The 17,158-nt window shown below is 72.8% G+C and carries 18 protein-coding genes; 6 read left to right on the top strand and 12 right to left on the bottom strand.

Features of this window, described 5'->3' with window-relative positions:
- Nucleotides 1-111 precede the first annotated feature (111 nt).
- From ACWCHM_RS32345 to ACWCHM_RS32330, 4 genes are all read right to left on the bottom strand, one after another.
- Nucleotides 112-1,185, bottom strand: a complete 1,074-nt coding sequence (locus ACWCHM_RS32345; protein ID WP_204957612.1) for an NAD-dependent epimerase/dehydratase family protein — start codon at nucleotides 1,183-1,185, stop codon at nucleotides 112-114.
- A 118-nt stretch (nucleotides 1,186-1,303) separates the two neighbouring features.
- Nucleotides 1,304-1,405 carry a 30S ribosomal protein bS22 gene (locus ACWCHM_RS32340; protein WP_007465623.1) on the bottom strand — a complete coding sequence of 34 codons (102 nt, stop codon included), beginning with the start codon at nucleotides 1,403-1,405 and terminating at the stop codon, nucleotides 1,304-1,306.
- Between the two features lie 206 nt (nucleotides 1,406-1,611).
- The gene (locus tag ACWCHM_RS32335) at nucleotides 1,612-1,824 is read right to left on the bottom strand and encodes a helix-turn-helix domain-containing protein (RefSeq protein ID WP_088646105.1); all 213 of its coding nucleotides are present in this window, start codon (nucleotides 1,822-1,824) and stop codon (nucleotides 1,612-1,614) included.
- Between the two features lie 187 nt (nucleotides 1,825-2,011).
- Nucleotides 2,012-2,932 (bottom strand): proline dehydrogenase family protein, encoded by a 921-nt coding sequence (locus ACWCHM_RS32330; RefSeq protein WP_454221136.1) that lies wholly within the window; start codon nucleotides 2,930-2,932, stop codon nucleotides 2,012-2,014.
- A gap of 119 nt (nucleotides 2,933-3,051) precedes the next feature.
- Between ACWCHM_RS32330 and ACWCHM_RS32325 the strand changes: the two genes are divergently transcribed.
- The 3 genes from ACWCHM_RS32325 to ACWCHM_RS32315 are packed head-to-tail and all read left to right on the top strand — an operon-like array spanning nucleotide 3,052 to nucleotide 5,064.
- Nucleotides 3,052-3,327 (top strand): hypothetical protein, encoded by a 276-nt coding sequence (locus ACWCHM_RS32325; protein WP_281902590.1) that lies wholly within the window; start codon nucleotides 3,052-3,054, stop codon nucleotides 3,325-3,327.
- A 2-nt stretch (nucleotides 3,328-3,329) separates the two neighbouring features.
- Nucleotides 3,330-4,496, top strand: a complete 1,167-nt coding sequence (locus tag ACWCHM_RS32320; protein ID WP_421405815.1) for a glutathionylspermidine synthase family protein — start codon at nucleotides 3,330-3,332, stop codon at nucleotides 4,494-4,496.
- 19 nt (nucleotides 4,497-4,515) lie between these two features.
- Nucleotides 4,516-5,064 (top strand): CGNR zinc finger domain-containing protein, encoded by a 549-nt coding sequence (locus tag ACWCHM_RS32315; RefSeq protein WP_454221133.1) that lies wholly within the window; start codon nucleotides 4,516-4,518, stop codon nucleotides 5,062-5,064.
- A gap of 159 nt (nucleotides 5,065-5,223) precedes the next feature.
- Here ACWCHM_RS32315 and ACWCHM_RS32310 read toward each other — a convergent pair whose 3' ends face one another.
- Nucleotides 5,224-6,030: a sugar phosphate isomerase/epimerase family protein gene (locus ACWCHM_RS32310; protein WP_204957608.1), complete on the bottom strand. Its 807-nt coding sequence runs from the start codon at nucleotides 6,028-6,030 to the stop codon at nucleotides 5,224-5,226.
- 76 nt (nucleotides 6,031-6,106) lie between these two features.
- Nucleotides 6,107-7,051, bottom strand: a complete 945-nt coding sequence (locus ACWCHM_RS32305; RefSeq protein ID WP_204957607.1) for a Ppx/GppA phosphatase family protein — start codon at nucleotides 7,049-7,051, stop codon at nucleotides 6,107-6,109.
- Nucleotides 7,052-7,124: 73 nt separating this feature from the next.
- Here ACWCHM_RS32305 and ACWCHM_RS32300 point away from each other — a divergent pair, with 73 nt between their 5' ends.
- The gene (locus tag ACWCHM_RS32300) at nucleotides 7,125-7,937 is read left to right on the top strand and encodes a hypothetical protein (RefSeq protein ID WP_454221131.1); all 813 of its coding nucleotides are present in this window, start codon (nucleotides 7,125-7,127) and stop codon (nucleotides 7,935-7,937) included.
- 13 nt (nucleotides 7,938-7,950) lie between these two features.
- Here the strand turns inward: ACWCHM_RS32300 and ACWCHM_RS32295 are convergent, their stop codons facing one another.
- Nucleotides 7,951-8,634: a response regulator transcription factor gene (locus tag ACWCHM_RS32295; RefSeq protein WP_067314784.1), complete on the bottom strand. Its 684-nt coding sequence runs from the start codon at nucleotides 8,632-8,634 to the stop codon at nucleotides 7,951-7,953.
- Nucleotides 8,631-9,941: a sensor histidine kinase gene (locus ACWCHM_RS32290; protein ID WP_281902579.1), complete on the bottom strand. Its 1,311-nt coding sequence runs from the start codon at nucleotides 9,939-9,941 to the stop codon at nucleotides 8,631-8,633. Before ACWCHM_RS32290 ends, ACWCHM_RS32295 begins: the two co-directional genes overlap by 4 nt.
- A gap of 212 nt (nucleotides 9,942-10,153) precedes the next feature.
- Here ACWCHM_RS32290 and phoU point away from each other — a divergent pair, with 212 nt between their 5' ends.
- On the top strand, nucleotides 10,154-10,807 hold the full coding sequence (phoU, locus tag ACWCHM_RS32285) for a phosphate signaling complex protein PhoU (protein ID WP_204957604.1): 654 nt from the start codon (nucleotides 10,154-10,156) through the stop codon (nucleotides 10,805-10,807).
- 65 nt (nucleotides 10,808-10,872) lie between these two features.
- Here phoU and ACWCHM_RS32280 read toward each other — a convergent pair whose 3' ends face one another.
- Complete coding sequence (locus ACWCHM_RS32280) at nucleotides 10,873-11,640, bottom strand: phosphoglyceromutase (RefSeq protein ID WP_145921842.1); 768 nt, start codon at nucleotides 11,638-11,640, stop codon at nucleotides 10,873-10,875.
- Between the two features lie 151 nt (nucleotides 11,641-11,791).
- On the opposite strand from ACWCHM_RS32280, the gene ACWCHM_RS32275 reads away from it, so the two are divergent.
- Nucleotides 11,792-13,138: an MDR family MFS transporter gene (locus tag ACWCHM_RS32275; protein WP_454221128.1), complete on the top strand. Its 1,347-nt coding sequence runs from the start codon at nucleotides 11,792-11,794 to the stop codon at nucleotides 13,136-13,138.
- A gap of 1,189 nt (nucleotides 13,139-14,327) precedes the next feature.
- On the opposite strand, the gene ACWCHM_RS32270 is transcribed toward ACWCHM_RS32275, so the two are convergent.
- From ACWCHM_RS32270 to mshA, 3 genes are all read right to left on the bottom strand, one after another.
- Nucleotides 14,328-15,077, bottom strand: coding sequence for a hypothetical protein (locus ACWCHM_RS32270; RefSeq protein WP_454221126.1), 750 nt, complete (start codon nucleotides 15,075-15,077; stop codon nucleotides 14,328-14,330).
- 76 nt (nucleotides 15,078-15,153) lie between these two features.
- On the bottom strand, nucleotides 15,154-15,669 hold the full coding sequence (locus ACWCHM_RS32265) for a type III secretion system chaperone family protein (RefSeq protein ID WP_204957601.1): 516 nt from the start codon (nucleotides 15,667-15,669) through the stop codon (nucleotides 15,154-15,156).
- Nucleotides 15,670-15,729: 60 nt separating this feature from the next.
- Complete coding sequence (gene mshA, locus ACWCHM_RS32260; RefSeq protein WP_281902571.1) at nucleotides 15,730-17,094, bottom strand: D-inositol-3-phosphate glycosyltransferase; 1,365 nt, start codon at nucleotides 17,092-17,094, stop codon at nucleotides 15,730-15,732.
- Nucleotides 17,095-17,158: the final 64 nt, after the last annotated feature.

Here is a 17,158-nt window from a genome sequence, read left to right as displayed (position 1 = left end):
GGTTGGCCGGGGTGGGACGGGGCGTCGCGGGGACGGTCGGGTCGGGGCCCGACCCGTTGCGCGAGGCGGGGGTGGGTGACGTGGTGAGCCGGCGGTGGCCGTTCTGCGCGGTCACGTACGTTCCCGGACTGCGGAGCGGACCTGCCGGATGCTCTCCAGCACCAGCTGCTCGGCGGTGGCGAGCTGATCCGGGGTGACCACGACACCGCCGTGGTGGGCCCGGATGAAGTCGTCGAACGCCGCCGCCGTGGTGCGCGGGGTGAAGCCGTACTCCCGGGTCAGCCGGCGGGTGTCGACCACCCGGCCGTGCACGATCAGGTCGACCTGGTCGAGGCCATAGCGGCCGAAGCCGAGGTTACGGGCGATCGCGGCGGCCCCGGACAGCCCCGGCTCCCACACCGGCACGGCCACCCGGCCAGCCCGGCGGATCGCCTGGGACAGCGAGAGCACCCCCGGCCCGGCCACGTTGTACGTCCCCGGATGGTCCTCGGCGACTGACCGGTGCAGCACCTCCAGGGCGTCGTCGAAGTGCACGAACTGGAGCCGGGGGTCCCGGCCGAAGACGGTGGGCACCACCGGCCGGGAGAAGTAGCGGGTGAGCGTGGTGTCGGCGGTGGAGCCGATGAACGGGGCGAACCGCAGCACCGTCGCGGTCACGTCGGGCCGGCGGCGGCGGAAGCCCCGCACGTACCCCTCGATGTCGAGGATGTCCCGGCCGAAACCGCCGCGCGGCACCTCGCGGGGCTCGGTCTCCTCGGTGAAGACCGCCGGGTCGCGGAAGGACGCGCCATAGGCGGCGGTCGACGACCGGACCACCAGCTTGCGCAGCCGGGGTGCCCGCTGGCAGGCGGCGAGCAGTTGCATGGTGCCGATGACGTTCTGTTCCTTCATCGCCGCCCGACCGCCCTGCTGCGGGTCGGGGGCGGTGACCAGGGCGAGGTGGACCACGGCGGCGACGTCGAGGTCGGCCAGCAGGCCGCCGAGCGAGTCGAGGTCCAGCCGGATGCGTTCCACCCGGTCGAGCAGGCCGGCGAACTCGGGGCCGGGGGTGGCCGGGTCGATGCCGATCACCCGTTCGATCCGGGGGTCGGCGGCGAGCCGGGCGGCGACGTGCGCGCCGAGGTAGCGACCGACCCCGGTCACGACGACGACCCCCGGAGCACCTGGGGTGCCACCGGGGGTCATCGCGCACGCCCTGACCGGCAGGCGAGATCGAGCCGGGATGTCCGCGGCCTGATCACTGAGCCTCCGGGGGTCGACAGATGGCAAGTGGTGCCGGACGCCGGGGGTGACCCGGCGTCGGTCACTTGCCGAGACGGCGACGCTGGACGCGGGTCTTGCGCAGCAGCTTGCGGTGCTTCTTCTTAGCCATGCGCTTGCGGCGCTTCTTGACCACCGAGCCCATACGACAGCCTTTCAATGCAACGTTCGGGACGGACCCTCGGCGTCGAGATGGTGACGCCGGTGGCCGCTTACGGACAACGGACCTGGACCAGCCTGGTGGCGTCGGGGCGCACCGGCGCACGGTCAGATCGGGCTCCAGGGTAGCCGGAGAGCGTCAGCAGGACCAACGCGCCCCCGTCGATGCCCGTTACGTCGCGATCGGCGGGCTCAGGCGGTCTCCTGGAACGCCCCCCGCAGATAGTCGTGCACCGCGTGCTCGGGCACCCGGAACGACCGGCCCACCCGCACGGCGGTGAGTTCACCGCTGTGCACCAGGCGGTAGACGGTCATCTTGGAGACCCGCATCACCGAGGCGACCTCGGCGACCGTGAGGAACCTGACATCCGACAGCCGACCGTCGGAGGACTGCGACCCGGCCATGGCTCACCCGACCCATCCCATGCCCGGCGCGCGCCACCCGACGGAGCTCCCGAACGGGCCGGCAACGCGCGTGTTACCAGTACGGTAGCGGGACGGCTGTGACCTGCGCGATCCCTTCCCACAACTGACCGCGCCGCAGGCGTCGTTCACCCGGTCGTGACCCGGTGTTTCCGGGCCGGCCCGGGGCCTACTTCTTCGAGGCCAGGGCCCGGCCGAAGAAGACCAGGTTCGCGGGGCGCTCGGCGAGACGACGCATCAGGTAGCCGTACCAGTCCTCCCCGTACGGCAGGTAGGTGCGTACCGTGTAGCCCTCGCCGGCCAGCCGGGCCTGCTCCTCGGGGCGAATGCCGTACAGCATCTGGAACTCGAACTCGCCCGGCCCCCGGTCGAACCAGCGGGCCCGGTCCTCGCCGATGGCGATCAGGCGCGGGTCGTGGGTGGCCAGCATCGGGTAGCCCGCCCCGGACATCAGCACGTTGAGACAGCGCACGTACGACTTGTCGACCTCGCGGGCCGACTGGTACGCCACCGACTCCGGCTCGGCGTACGCGCCCTTGCACAGCCGGACCCGCGACCCGGCACCCGCCAGCTCCCGGCAGTCCGACTCGGTCCGCCGCAGGTACGCCTGGAGCACCGCGCCTGTCGACGGATGGTCCTTACGCAGCTTGAGCAGCGTGTCCAGGGTCGAGTCGGTGGTGGTGTGGTCCTCCATGTCCAGGGTGACCGTGGTGCCCGCCTGGTCGGCCGCCGCGCAGATCGCCCGCGCGTTGTCGTAGGCCAACTGCTCGTCGAACCGCTGGCCGAGGGCGGAGAGCTTCACGCTCACCTCGGCGGCCGGGGCGAGCCCGGCGGCGTCGAGCGCCCGCAGCAGGGCGAGGTACTCGTCCCGGGTGGCGATGGCCTGCTCTGCGGTGACGGTGTCCTCGCCGAGGTTGTCGAGGGTGACCCGGAGGCCGTCGGCGACGAGTTCGCGGGTGGCGCGCAACGCGTCGTCGGTGCCGGTGCCGGCGACGAACCGGCGGACGACGTCCCGGGTGAACGGGGCCGTCGCGACGAGCCGCTCGACCTGGGATGACCGGGAGGCGGCGAGGATGACGGAACGGAGCATGAGCCGAGCGTAACGCCCGGCCGTGGGACCGCGCCCGGCGGCGGGGCGGACCGGTTCCGGCCGAGGTACGGGCCGGTCAGGGGACGCGCCGGTGGCGTGGATCAGTTACAACCATGAACGTGGAACGACACCCCCGCCGCCGGCTGCGGTCGGCCTCCGTGCAGCTCGGCGCGCTCACCGCGCTGGCACTCGCCCTGTCCGGCTGCAACCTCACCTCCGACGACGACGATGACGACTGCGCCCTCGGGCCGATCGGCGGCGGGGACACCGTGGCGCTCGCCATGCAGGTGCCGACCGTCGGCATCGACCCCCGGGCCGCCGCGCCCGACCCGGTGGCCGGCGCGCTGCCGGAGCGCGGCGGGTTCGGCACCCATCTCGCCTCCTGCGGCGGCTGACGGTGCGCCGGGAGCGGGTCACCCCCCGCCCGGACTCCGACGCGGTGATCCGCACCCAGGGCCTGGTGTACGTCGACACCGAGCTGCCCGACGGCGAGATCATGTCGTACTGGGACGAGTCCGCCGCGTACGCCTTCGACCTCGACGAGGTGCTGCGGCTGGAGGAGGCGACCGAGGAGCTGCACCGGATGTCGGTGGCCGCCGCCGAGCACGTGGTGGCCCGCAACCGGTACGCCGAGTTCGGCATCCCCGCCTGGGCGGCGCAGGCGGTCGCCCGGTCGCTGCACGAGCGCCCACCCACCCTGTACGGCCGGTTCGACCTCGCCTACGACGGCACGTGGCCGCCGAAGCTGCTGGAGTACAACGCCGACACCCCGACCGCCCTGGTCGAGGCGAGCATCGTGCAGTGGTACTGGCTGGAGGACACCCGGCCCGACGCCGACCAGTGGAACAGCCTGCACGAGCGGCTGGTCGGGGCGTGGGCCAAGATCGGGGCGGGGCTGCACGACCGGCGGGTGCACGTGTGCTGGTCCAACGAGGAGGAGTCCGGCGAGGACCAGATCACCGCCGGCTACCTGGCCGAGACGGCCCGGCAGGCCGGGCTGGACGTGACCCTGCTGCCGATCCAGCACGTCGGCTGGGACGGCCGGCGCTTCGTCGACGCCGCCGACCGGCCGGTCACCACCTGCTTCAAGCTCTACCCGTGGGAGTGGATGCTGGCCGAGCCGTACGGCCGACCGGCGCTGGAGCCAGGCACGCCGACCACCTGGATCGAACCGGCCTGGAAGCTGCTGCTGTCGAACAAGGCGCTGCTGGCCGTGCTCTGGGAGCTGTTCCCCGGGCACGAGTACCTGCTGCCGGCGTACCTGGACTCGCCGCGCGGGATGCCGGAGTACGTGGCGAAGCCGCTGCTCGGCCGGGAGGGTGGTTCCGTACGCATCGTGACCGGCGACACGGAGATCAGCAATCCCGGCATCTATGGCGACGAGGGTTTCTGCTATCAGGAGTTCCGGCCGTTGCCGCAGTTCGACGGGGGTCGGATGGTGCTGGGCAGCTGGATCGTCGACGGTGAGTCGGCAGGCGTCGGCATCCGGGAGAGCGAAAGTCTGATCACCGACGGTTACGCGCGCTTCCTGCCGCACTACATCGACGCGCCGCGTGCCGCGTGAGTCGACTACCGTTGGTCGGGTGAACTTCGACGCGTACGCCAGGACCGGGGTTGACCTCGTCAACGCCCGCCTGGACGGCCTCGACGACCTGCGGGCCCTCTTTCCGGACGAGAACGCGTGGATGCGCGACGAGGTGGCCGACCGGGACCTGGCGGTCTTCCGACGGGCGCAGAAGCGGTTGCGCGACGTCTTCGAGTACGGCACCTCGGGGCGCGACGCCCAGGCGGTGGCCGAACTGAACGCCCTGCTGGAGGCGTTCCCGGTGCAGCCGCGCATCTCCGGCCACGACTCCAGCGACTGGCACATGCACGTGACCAGCCGGGGCGCGTCGGTCAGCGCCGAATACCTGGCCGGCGCGGCGTGGGGCCTGTCGGTGTGGCTCTGCGAGTACGGCAGCGCCCGGTTCGGGGTCTGCGCCGACGAACGCTGCGGCAACGTCTACCTGGACACCTCGTCGAACTGCTGCCGCCGGTTCTGCTCGGAGCGCTGCGCCACCCGCTCGCACGTGGCCGCCCACCGCGCCCGCAAACGCGCCGCCGAACAACCCACCCTCACCCCGGTCCCCTGACCCCTCCCCCTCCCTCCCTGCCGCGCCCTGCCCTGCCGTGCCGCCTCGGTGATCAAGAGGTTTACGTCAGATTCACGCCCGAACATGACGCAAACCTCTTGATCACCGGGGCGAAGCGGGCGGGGGACGGGGAGGGGGAGGGAGGGGGCGGGGTGGGGGTTAGGCGTTGAGGGGGGTGGGGGCGGTCAGGTGGGCTCGGGCGAAGGCGAGGGATTCGCGGAGGTCGGACTCGCGGACGGCGCGGCTCTTGGCGCCCCGGGTGGTGACCTCCACCGCGACCGAGCCGGTGAAGCCGCGTCCGGCCAGGGAACGGAGCAGTTCGGCGCAGGGTTGGGTGCCCCGGCCGGGCACCAGGTGCTCGTCGCGGCCCTCGCCGGTGCCGTCGCCGAGGTGGACGTGGGCCAGGCCGGCACCCATCCGGTCGGCCATCGCCAGCGGGTCGCTGTGCGACGCGGCGCAGTGCGACAGGTCGAGGGTGTACGCGGGGTAGCCGACCTCGGTCGGGTCCCAACCGGGCACGTACGGCACGAACTGCCGGCCGGCCATCCGCACCGGGTACATGTTCTCCACCGCGAAGTGCAGCCCGGTGAACCGGTCGGCGACGGTGTGCAGCCCGTCGGCGAAGTTGCGGGCGTAGTCGCGCTGCCAGGTGAACGGCGGGTGCACCACCACCGTGGGCGCCTCCAGCGTGTCGGCCAGCTCGGCGGCCCGGCGCAGCCGTACCCACGGGTCGGGGCTCCACACCCGCTGGGTGACCAGCAGGCAGGGGGCGTGCACCGACAGCACCGGGACGCCGTAGTGCTTGGCGAGCCCACGCAGCGCGCCGGCGTCCTGGCTGACAGCGTCGGTCCAGACCATCACCTCGACCCCGTCGTAGCCGAGTGCCGCGGCGAGCTGGAACGCCGCCGCGGTCCGCTCAGGAAAGACCGAGGAACTGGACAGGAGCACCGGGACGCGGGAAGTCACATCCCCGAGGGTAACCGGGGCCGCCACCACAGTTCCGGACGAGCAGCGGCAAAAGCCGCGCAACGACCGGCGTACGTCACATCGGTTCGAGCTGATCCAACCGTCTGAGGATGACGCCCTCACGCAGCGCCCACGGGCAGATGTCCACCGCCGGCACGTCGAGCCGGCGCAGCACCGCCTCGGCCACCACCGCCCCCGCCAGCAGCTGGTGGGCCCGGCCGGCACTCACCCCCTCCAGCTCGGGCAGTTGGGCCGGCGGGATGTGCCTGACGAACCCCAGCACCTGCCGCAGCCCCGTGCGGGTGAGGCTGCGCCGCGCCCACAGGCCGGCCGAGGAGGGGGCCGCCCCGGTCAGCCGGGCCAGCGTCCGGAACGTCTTGGAGGTGGCCACCGGGCGTTCCCAGCCCACCCCGGCCAGTTTCTCCACCACCGGGTCGAGCTGCGCGTCGACGTACTCGCGCAGTTCCTCCACGGCCTCGGCGGTCGGCGGGGTCAGCCCCGACGGGTCGACGTGCAGCCGGTCCCGGCTCAACCGGCCGGCGCCCAGCGGCAGCGACACCGCCACCTCCGGGTCCTCGTCGATGCCGGCGGCCAGCTCCAGCGAGCCGCCGCCGATGTCCATCGCCAGCAACCGCCCCGCCGACCAGCCGAACCAGCGCCGGACCGCGAGGAACGTCGCCCGCGCCTCGTCCGCCCCGGACAGCACCTCCAGCCGTACGCCGGTCTCCTCGCGGACCCGGGTCAGCACCTCGGCCGCGTTGGTGGCGTCGCGCACCGCGCTGGTCGCGAAGGCCAGCAGGTCGTCGGCGGCCAACGCGGTGGCCGACGCACGGGCCGCCCCGACCGCCTCGACCAGCGCGTCGGCGCCGGCCCGGGTGAGCGCGCCGTCGGGGCCGAGCTGCTCGGCCAGCCGCAGCACCACCTTCTCGGAGTGCGCCGCCCACGGGTGCGCGCCGTGGTGCGCGTCGACCAGTAGCAGATGCACCGTGTTGGAACCGACGTCGAGCACACCCAGCCGCATGAGAAGACCCTAGGGCCGCCACGTTTCGACGGCACGCCGGCCGGCCGGTTCACTCACGCGTACGCTGGTCCGGGTGACGAGCCAGGTGGAGCTGCACGTGCTGGTGGACGACCCCGACGACCCCCGCAGCCGGGAGGTCGGGCTGGACTTTCCCCGGGAGTGGATCGAGTTCGTCGACCCGGCCGACGAGCGGCATCTGGTGCGCGCCGACCTCACCTGGTTGCTGTCCCGCTGGACGTGTGTCTTCGGCCGGGGCTGCCACGGCATCGTCGCCGGGCGGGCCACCGACGGCTGCTGCTCACACGGCGCGTTCTTCACCGACGACGACGACGAGAAGCGGGTCCGGGCGGCCGTCAAGCGGCTCACCCCGCAGACCTGGCAGCACTTCCGCAAGGGTACGAAGAACTGGACCGCGACCGACACGATCGACGGCAAGAACCCGGCCCGGCGGACGGCCACCCGGGGCGAGGACGCCCCGTGCGTGTTCCTCAACGACGCCGACTTCCCCGGCGGGGGCGGGTGCGCGCTGCACGGCCAGGCGCTGCGCGACGGGGTGCACCCGCTGGAGTACAAGCCGGACGTCTGCTGGCAGCTGCCGATCCGTCGGGACCAGGAGTGGACCACCCGCCCCGACGACACGAAGGTGCTGGTGTCGACGCTCGCCGAGTTCGACAGGCGGGGCTGGGGCGCAGGCGGGCACGACCTGGACTGGTGGTGCACCTCGTCGACCGACGCGCACGTCGGCACCGAGCCGATGTACCTGTCGTACGGCCCGGAGCTGACCGCGCTGGTCGGCGCGCCCGCGTACGCGAAGCTGGCCGAGCTGTGCGCGGCCCGGCTGGGCCAGGGCCAGATCGCCCCGCACCCGGCCAGCCCGCAGGGGTGAACGGTGTGCCGGCCTACGGCTCGAACTTGTAGCCCAGCCCGCGCACGGTGACGATGAACCGGGGTGCCGACGGCTCCGGTTCGATCTTGGAACGCAGCCGCTTGACGTGCACGTCGAGGGTCTTGGTGTCACCGACGTAGTCGGCACCCCAGACCCGGTCGATCAGTTGCCCCCGGGTGAGCACCCGGCCGGCGTTGCGCAGCAGCAGCTCCAGCAGCTCGAACTCCTTGAGCGGGAGCTGCACGGCCGCCCCGTCGACGGTCACCACGTGCCGTTCGATGTCCATCCGGACCGGGCCGGCGGCCAGCGTCGGGGCACCCGACTCGGTCACCTCGGGGCTCTGCCGGCGCAGCACCGCCCGGATCCGGGCCACCAGCTCCCGGGGCGAGTACGGCTTGGTGACGTAGTCGTCGGCACCGATCTCCAGCCCGACCACCTTGTCGATCTCGCTGTCCCGGGCGGTCACCATGATGATCGGCACGTGCGAGCGCTGCCGCAGCTGCCGGCAGACCTCCGTCCCGGACATCTCCGGGAGCATCAGGTCGAGCAGCACGATGTCCGCGCCGGTCCGGTCGAACTCGGTGAGGGCGGAGGTGCCCGTCGCGGCGACGGAGACCTCGAAACCCTCCTTGCGGAGCATGTACGACAGGGCGTCGGAGAACGACTCCTCGTCCTCGACCACCAGTACGCGGCTCAACGGGGTGTTTCCTTTCCTACGGTCAGGCCCGGCGCAGGGACGGTCGGGCCGGGCTCGATACCAGCGGACGGCAGTAGCGACTCCAGGGCGTCCGGTGGGCTGGCGGGTAGCCGGAGGGTGAATGTCGACCCCCCACCCAGGGTGCTCGCCACCTCCACCCGGCCGCCATGGTTGCTGGCGATGTGTTTGACGATGGCCAGGCCGAGGCCGGTGCCACCGGTGGCGCGGGACCGGGCCTGGTCGGCCCGGTAGAACCGTTCGAAGATCCGGTCGACGTCGGTGGGGGCGATGCCGATCCCCTGGTCGGTGACGGAGACGGTGACGTGGTCGTCGTCGGCCCGGGTGACGACCCGCACGGTGGTGTCCTCGCCGGAGTAGGTGATCGCGTTCTCCACCAGGTTGGACACGGCGGTGGCGAGCTGGCTGTCGCTGCCGTACGCGGTCAGGCCCCGCTGTCCTTCGGTGACCACCTGGACCCGGCGGGCGGTGGCCGAGGTGCGGGTCCGGTCGAGCACCTCGGCGATCACCCAGTCGACCGCGACGGGTTCCGGCGCGGGTTGCGGCTCGGCGCCCTGGAGCCGGGTCAGCTCCAGCAGTTCCTGCACCAGCCGCCCGAGCCGGGTCGACTCGTGCTGGATGCGCTCGGCGAACCGGCGGGCGGCCAGCATGTCCTCGGAGAGGTCGGGTGCGCCGTCGGCCGGCTCGGTGGCGTCGACGAGCGCCTCGGCGAGCAGTTGCAGCGCCCCGATCGGGGTCTTCAACTCGTGGCTGACGTTGGCCACGAAGTCCCGCCGGACCCGGGCGAGCCGGTGCGACTCGGTGACGTCGGCGGCTTCGACGGCGATGTACCCGCCGCCGATGCCCATCGCCCGCAGGTGCACGCCGAGCGGGTTCTCCCCGGCGTTGTCGCGGCCACGGGGCAGGTCGAGCTCGATCTCGCGGCGCACCCCGGTCCGCCGGACCTGCCCGGCGAGGGTACGGATCAGCGGGTGGGCCGCGATGGAGCCGGGGGTGGCACCGGTACGGAGCAGCCCCATCGCCCGTGCGGCCGGGTTCACCAGCACCGGAACGTCGTCCGGGCCGAGCACCACGACACCGGCGCGCAGCGAGTCGATGGTCTTGCGGCCGAGCCCGCTCAGCCCGCCGGACTGGTCGTCGGGAATCGCACGCCTCCCCAGGTCCCCGTGGGGGCCCTCGCCCCCGGACGGCGTCGCGCGACGCCGCCAGGTCTGGACGGGGCGCGCCAGCAGCAGCCCGGCGACCAGTCCGGTCACCAGGGCCACCACGATCGCCACCGCCCACTCCACCCGGCGATCGTAGGGTCATTGTTAACCTGGCTATCGCCCATAACAGGACGAACCACTCTCGCTTTGGGAGAAATTCACTCCCGGGCCCCGCGTCGTTCATCCGGGTTCATCTGGGCTCCCGTCGCCCCCGCCTACGGTGGGTTCCGCACCTGCTCAACCCGTACGCCAGCGGTCCCCCCGACCACCGGCGGCACCGACCCCAGGAAGTGACGATGCGCGACGAGTTCCGGGCCGACCTGCAGATCGTCAGCCAGCTGCTGGTGGACATGGCCGACGGCGTACGCGCCGCGATGCGCCAGGCCACCCGCGGCCTGCTGACCGCCGACCGCGAGGCGTCCGAGGCCGTGATCGCGCGGGACGCCGAGATCGACGACCTCTACCAGCACGTCGAGGAGCGGGTCTGCGACCTGCTCGCCCGGCAGGCGCCGGTCGCCTCCGACCTGCGCGCGATGATCACCGCGCTGCACGTCGCGGCCGACCTGGAGCGGATGGGCGACCTGGCCGACCACGTGGCGAAGACGGCGCTGCGCCGGCATCCCTCCCCGGCGGTGCCGGCCGAGCTGCGGCCCGTCTTCACCGACATGGCCTCGGTCGCCGACCGGATGGCCGAGAAGATCGCCAAGGTGCTGGCCACCCCCGACGCCGACATCGCCGCCGAACTGGACCGCGACGACGACGTCATGGACGACCTGCACAAGAGCCTGTTCGGCATCCTGCTCGGCGACGGGTGGCCGTACGGGGTGGAGACCGCCATCGACGCCACCCTGCTCGGCCGGTTCTACGAGCGGTTCGCCGACCACGCGGTCAACGCCGGTGAGCGGGTGGTCTACCTGATCACCGGCGAGACCGCTCCCGCCGCGGGCTGACCCGCACCGCGTGAGAGAGGGACCCAGCCCGGCGAGCTCCGCCGGGCCGGGGCCCTTCCGTCAGCTCAGCGGCCCTGGTTGGCGACCGCGGCAGCAGCCTCCTTGGCGGCGGCCGGGTCGAGGTAGGTCCCGCCCAGGGCGAGCGGGCGCAGCTGCGGGTCGAGGTCGTAGCGCAGCGGGATGCCGGTGGGGATGTTCAGCTTGGCGATCGCCTCGTCGGAGATCTGGTCGAGGTGCTTGACCAGGGCACGCAGCGAATTGCCGTGCGCCGCCACCAGCACCGTACGGCCGGCGAGGATGTCCGGCACGATCGAGTCGTACCAGTACGGCAGCATCCGGTGCACCACGTCCTTGAGGCACTCGGTGCGCGGCATCAGCTCGGTCGGCAGCAGCGCGTAGCGCGGGTCACCGACCTGGGAGAACTCGTCGTCGTCGGCGATCGGCGGCGGCGGCGTGTCATACGAGCGACGCCAGAGCATGAACTGCTCCTCGCCGTACTCGTCGAGGGTCTGCTTCTTGTTCTTGCCCTGTAGGGCGCCGTAGTGGCGCTCGTTGAGCCGCCACGACCGACGCACCGCGATCCAGTGCCGGTCGGCGGCGTTCAGCGCCAGCTCGGCGGTGCGGATCGCCCGGCGCATCACGCTGGTGTGCACCACGTCCGGCAGCAGGCCGTGCTCGCGCAGCAGTTCGCCGCCGCGACGCGCCTCCGCCTCGCCCTTGGCCGTCAGGTCGACGTCGACCCAGCCGGTGAAGAGGTTCTTCGCGTTCCAGTCGCTCTCGCCGTGCCGCAGCAGGACCAGCGTCCCGACGGTGGGCCCCTCGCTCGCAGTCATGCCGATCATCCTGCCGCACCGCGTCCGGGGACACGCGGGCGGTGGTGGTGACGACCACCACGTGGAAAAACGGATGACCGGTGTCCGACCCCGGAACTAGGTTGTAAGGCGCTTCAAGGACAGCGGTCATTACCTGAGCGGGGGCGCGGGCGTGCGGACGGTGCGGGGTTGGTTCCGGGAGACCACAGGCGGGCTACCGAGGACCTTCTGGTACCTCTGGACGGGAACGCTGATCAACCGGCTCGGTTCGTTCGTGCTGGTCTTCCTCGCCATCTACCTGACCCAGGCCCGCCATTTCTCGGCCGCCCAGGCCGGCCTGGTGATGGGCCTGTGGGGGGTCGGCGGCGCGGTCGGCACCACCGTGGGCGGCACCCTGGTCGACCGGTGGGGACGGCGGCCCACACTGCTCACCGCCCACCTGGGCGCGGCCACCATGATGCTGATGCTGGGCTTCGCCCGGCCGCTCTGGGCGGTCGCGGTGGGCGCACTGCTGCTCGGCACGTTCGCCGAGGCCGCCCGGCCGGCCTTCGGGGCCATGATGATCGACGTGGTGCCGGAGCGGGACCGGTTGCGCGCGTTCTCGCTCAACTACTGGGCGATCAACCTGGGCTTCGCCTGCGCCGCCGTGCTCGCCGGCCTCGCCGCCGAGGCCGGCTACCTGCTGCTGTTCGTGGTCGACGCGGCCACCACGCTGGTCACCGCGCTGATCATCTTCGTCAAGGTCGGCGAGACCCGCCGCCCGACGGCAGGCACCGCCAAGGGCGTGCCCGCCCCGGCCGGTCCGCCCCGGGTGGGCGCGCTGCGCACCATCGCCGCCGACCGGGTGTTCCTGGGCTTCGTCGTGCTCAACCTGTTCGGCGCGCTGGTCTTCCTCCAGCACCTCTCGATGCTGCCGATCGCGATGGGCGACGCCGGTCTGTCCCCCGCCACCTACGGATCGGTGATCGCGCTCAACGGGGTGCTGATCGTGGTGGGGCAGCTCTTCGTCCCCCGGCTGATCCGGGGACGGAGCCGGTCGCACGTGCTCGCCCTCGCCTCGGTGGTGATGGGCGTCGGCTTCGGGCTGACCGCGTTCGCCGACGCCGCCTGGTTCTTCGGGCTCACCGTGCTGATCTGGACGCTCGGCGAGATGCTCAACTCCCCGTCCAACGCCACCCTGATCGCCGAACTCTCCCCCGCCGAACTGCGCGGTCGCTACCAGGGGGTGTTCTCGCTGTCCTGGCAGGTGGCCGGGGCGGTCGCCCCGCTGCTCGGCGGGCTGGTGCGCGAACACGCCGGCAACGCCACGCTCTGGCTGGGCTGCGCCGGGATCGGCGCGGCGACCGCGCTGGCCCACCTGCTGTCCGGGCCGGCCCGGGAACGTCGGGCGGCCCGCCTGCGCCGCCCCGGGACTCCGGTCGTGCCGGTCACCGCAGTTGCGCCGCCGGCCCCGCCGTCGGCCGAGGCCGGGGTGCGGAGCGCACCCGCCGAGCCGGTCACGGCCCGTACCCCCGCCTGAGTACGCCCACCGCCGCCGACCCCACCCCCTGGGCTGCTTCATCGGCCCCTGCCCGCCCGCACCGACCGAACCCCACCCGCTCGAATCCCACCCGGCCGAACCCCACCCGGCCGGACTTCGCCTGCCAGGACGACCACCTGCCAGGACGACCATCCGGCCGGGCCCGCCCCTGCCCACCGGGATCCACCCCTGCCCGCCCGGATCCGATCCGCCGGAACCCCGGCGACCCGAAGTGCCGCAGGTCATCGCGTAGCTGGGCGGGGCAGACATACACCGAGCGCGTCCTTTAGACCTGATGACCTCAGCGACTCACACCGGCTTCGACGTCGGCACGAGTGCCGCCCAGCACCCGCCGCCCGCCGCCCGGGTGCAGCAGCCCTCTTCGATGAGGGCTTGGGTCCTGTCGCCTGTCACGAGTCACTCATCACCGGTCGCCGGTCGCCCCTCGCCCGTCGCCGGTTGCCGTCGCCGCTCGCCCCTCGCCCCTCGCCGGTCGCCGGTTGCCGTCGCCGGTCGCCGCTCGCCGGTCGCCGCTCGCCGGTCGCCGGTCGCCGGTCGCCGGTCGCCGGTCGCCGGTCGCCGGTCGCCGGTCGCCGGTCGCCGGTCGCCTGAATCGTTGACGACATCAGCTCGAAAGGACGCGCTCGGGCCATCCGGTCCTCCGGGCCGAGGGCTGGAACCACGTTCCGCGACACCATGGAGCTTGCTTGCCCGGTCGGCCGAACGGGGCCGAGGCCGAACGGGGCCGAGGAGGAGCAGGGCCGCGGAGCGGCGGGGCTGCGGAGCGACGGGGGCACGGAGCGACGAAAGAAGCCACAACGGCAGAGCGCCCACCGGCGACCCGATGGTCGCGGTGGGCGCTCGTACCGCCTGCCCGGCGGCGGCGGGCGACCCTCACCCCCGTAAGCGTCGCCCGCTCGCGCCGCCGGTTCCCGGGTGGCACCGTCCCCCAACGGCGTGCTCCACCCGATTTGCGTCTCGCTCGGTGCACGGATCTGATCGATCCGCCGCTCCCCCGAACGTTTCCGAGCGTGACGCGGTGCAATAAAGTTAGTTCGCCCGGATTCCGGATTCAACCTTCGAGCACTGTCTCGCCGGTCACAACACCTACCGTCCCTGCTCGGTGCCGCTGCTCCGGGCTCCGTGACTGCCAACACGCGGCTACCCGGCAGCCATTCCGGTAAACCCCTCAGCCGGCTTCCCGATCGGGTGACTCGGTGCGGAAGAAATTGCTCTGCCGGCCGTCCCGCAACTGCTCCTGGAAGATCAGGTTCAGCCTGCGGCCGTCGAACGTCCGGAACCAGTCGTCCCAGCTCACCACGCGCAGCCGACGACTCTCCCGGTAACCAGGCAGGTCGAAGGTGAGCACCCCCGGCCGGCCGTTACGCTCGGTGCCCGCAATGGTCGCCGGCTTTGCCCCCCGGGCCGCGGCCCAGTTCCGGATCACCTGGTGGTTGGTGGTCACCAGGCTCCGGCCCGGACGTTCCGGACGGTCCGCCGGAGACGTGATGACCTGCGCGGAGCGTACCGAACGGGAGGTGGACCGCCCGGTGCGGACACCGGTGGCGCGGGCGGCCTTCGCCCGCGTCGCCTTCGCCGCTGCCCGCGACGGGGTGGCCTTCGCCGCCCCGGCGGTGCCCGTGCGGGCCGGCGTCTTGCGGGCCGGCGCCCGGCCGGACGGGCCGGTGCTGCGTCGGGCGGCACCGCCGGCCCGACCCTCCGCGCGCAACGTCCGCGCGAGCGTCTTCACCAGTTCCGGCTTGCGCAACGCGGAGATCCCCGAGACCCCCCGCCGGCGCAGTTGACCCCGGATGTCGTCGACCCGCATCCGGGAGATCTCCGACTCGGAGATGCCCGGCGTGTTCGGGGTCCGGTTGCCGGCCTGACGCGTGGTCCTGGTCGCCGTCGCGCCGCGACCTGAGCTGTTCCGCTGAGCCATGACACGCTCCTCGACAGTCCGTCCTCGGCCTGCGGCGGGTCCCACACTGCCGCGCCGCAGCGCTGCGGCATACCCGTCAGGACCGGTCCGAACCACCTGACGACGGGGTGAACAGGTGGGCGAAGGCGGCCAGGTTCGCCGTCGACTCGCCCCGCTTGACCCGCCACTCCCACTCCCGGCGGATGGAACTACCGAAGCCGATCTCCAGCATCGTGTCGAAGGACTCGTCGGCGTAGCTGAGCACCGAGCCGAGCAGCCGGTCCAACTCGTCGGCGTCGACGGCCGACGGATTGACCCGCCCGGTCAGGTAGACGTCCCCGACCGCGTCGATCGAGAACGCGACCCCGTACATCCGGGCGTTGCGTTGCAGCAGCCACGCCCACAGCTCCTCACGCCGCTCGTCGGGTTGACGCATCACGAACGCCTCGACCCGCAGCGCGTGCTCACCGACGATCAGGTTGCAGATCGTCTTCAGCTTGTGGGTGCCCGGCAGGGTGACCGCGTACGAGCCCTCACCGGTGGCTTCCCAGTCCAGCTCCCGTTCGGTGCAGACCGCCTCGATCAGGGCCGCCAGCTCGCTCTTCGCGCTCATCGGACCCACTCTACGGCCGCCGTGGCCGCCCCACCCGACGACGCCGGGCGGGGCACCCGGTCACCAGGAGCCGGTGAGCGCCGGCCCGTCGGCCAGCCGGGCCGCCAACCGCTCCCGGTGCCCGGTGACCGCCTCTCCGTACACGGCGAGCAGCCCGGACACGGTGCGCTCCCAGGAGAAACTGCGGGCGTGCCGGGCAGCCCCCCGGCCCAGCGCCTCCCGGCCGGCCCGGTCGGGCAGCAACCGGGCCAGCGTACGGGCCCAGTCGCCCGGGTCGTGGCCGCGCACGAGCACGCCGCTGACCTGGTCCCGGACGGCGGTCACCAGGCCACCCACGGCGGCGGCGACCACCGGCGTGCCGCAGGCCTGCGCCTCCAGGGCCACCAGCCCGAACGACTCGTTGTGCGAGGGCACCGCCACCAGGTCGGCCGCCCGGTAGAGGGCGGGCAGGTCGTCACCGGTGCGCGGCGGCAGGAAACGCACCCGGTCGGCGACCCCCAACGACCCGGCCAGCTCGATCAGCGAGGTGGGCCGGTCGAGGCCGCTGCCGCTCGGGCCGCCGCAGATCACCACGGTCACCTGGTCGGCGAGGACCGGATCGCGCTCCCGCAACGCGGCGACCGCGCGGACCAGCACGTCCGGGGCCTTCAACGGCTGGATCCGGCCGACGAACGCGACGACGTACCCGTCGGTGGGCAGGCCCAGCCGGCGACGGGCGGCGCGGGTGGCGACCTCCCGGTCCCCGACGACGGGCCGGAACCGCGCCAGGTCCACCCCCGGCTCGACGACCGCCACCCGGGCCGGGTCGGCGGCGTACCTGTCGACCAGGTCGGTGGCCTCCGCCCGGGTGTTCGCGACCAGCCGGTCGGCCTCGGCGACCACCTGCTCCTCGCCGATCACCCGGGCCTTCGGCTCCGGCCGGTCGCCGGCGGCGAGCTGGGCGTTCTTCACCTTCGCCAGGGTGTGCGCGGTGTGCACCAACGGCACCCCCCAGCGCTCCTTGGCCAGCCAGCCGACCTGCCCGGAGAGCCAGTAGTGCGAGTGGATCAGGTCGTAGTGGCCCGGCGGGCGGGCCGCCTCGGCCCGCAGCACCCCGGCGGTGAAGGCACAGAGCTGACCGGGCAGTTCCTCCTTGGTCAGCCCCTCCAGCGGGCCGGAGGTGACGTGCCGGACGTGCACGCCGGGGGCCATCTCCACCACCGGGGGCAGGTCACCGGAGGTGGCCCGGGTGAAGATCTCCACCTCGACGTTCGCCTCGGCGAGCCGCCGGGCGACCTCCAGGATGTAGACGTTCATGCCACCCGCGTCACCGGTGCCCGGTTGGTGCAACGGCGAGGTGTGCACCGACAGGGTGGCGATCCGGCGGGGCCGGGGCCACGGCAGGGCACCTCGCTGACGCCCGACACCGGTGTGCTGATCCGCCACGTCCGCTCCCTCTGTCAGGGTTGATGCCGTCCCGCACGACCGGCGCTCCTCCGTCAACCTGCAC

The organism is Micromonospora sp. SCSIO 07396, assembly GCF_053667945.1.
This window is presented reverse-complemented; position numbering and strand designations above follow the sequence as displayed.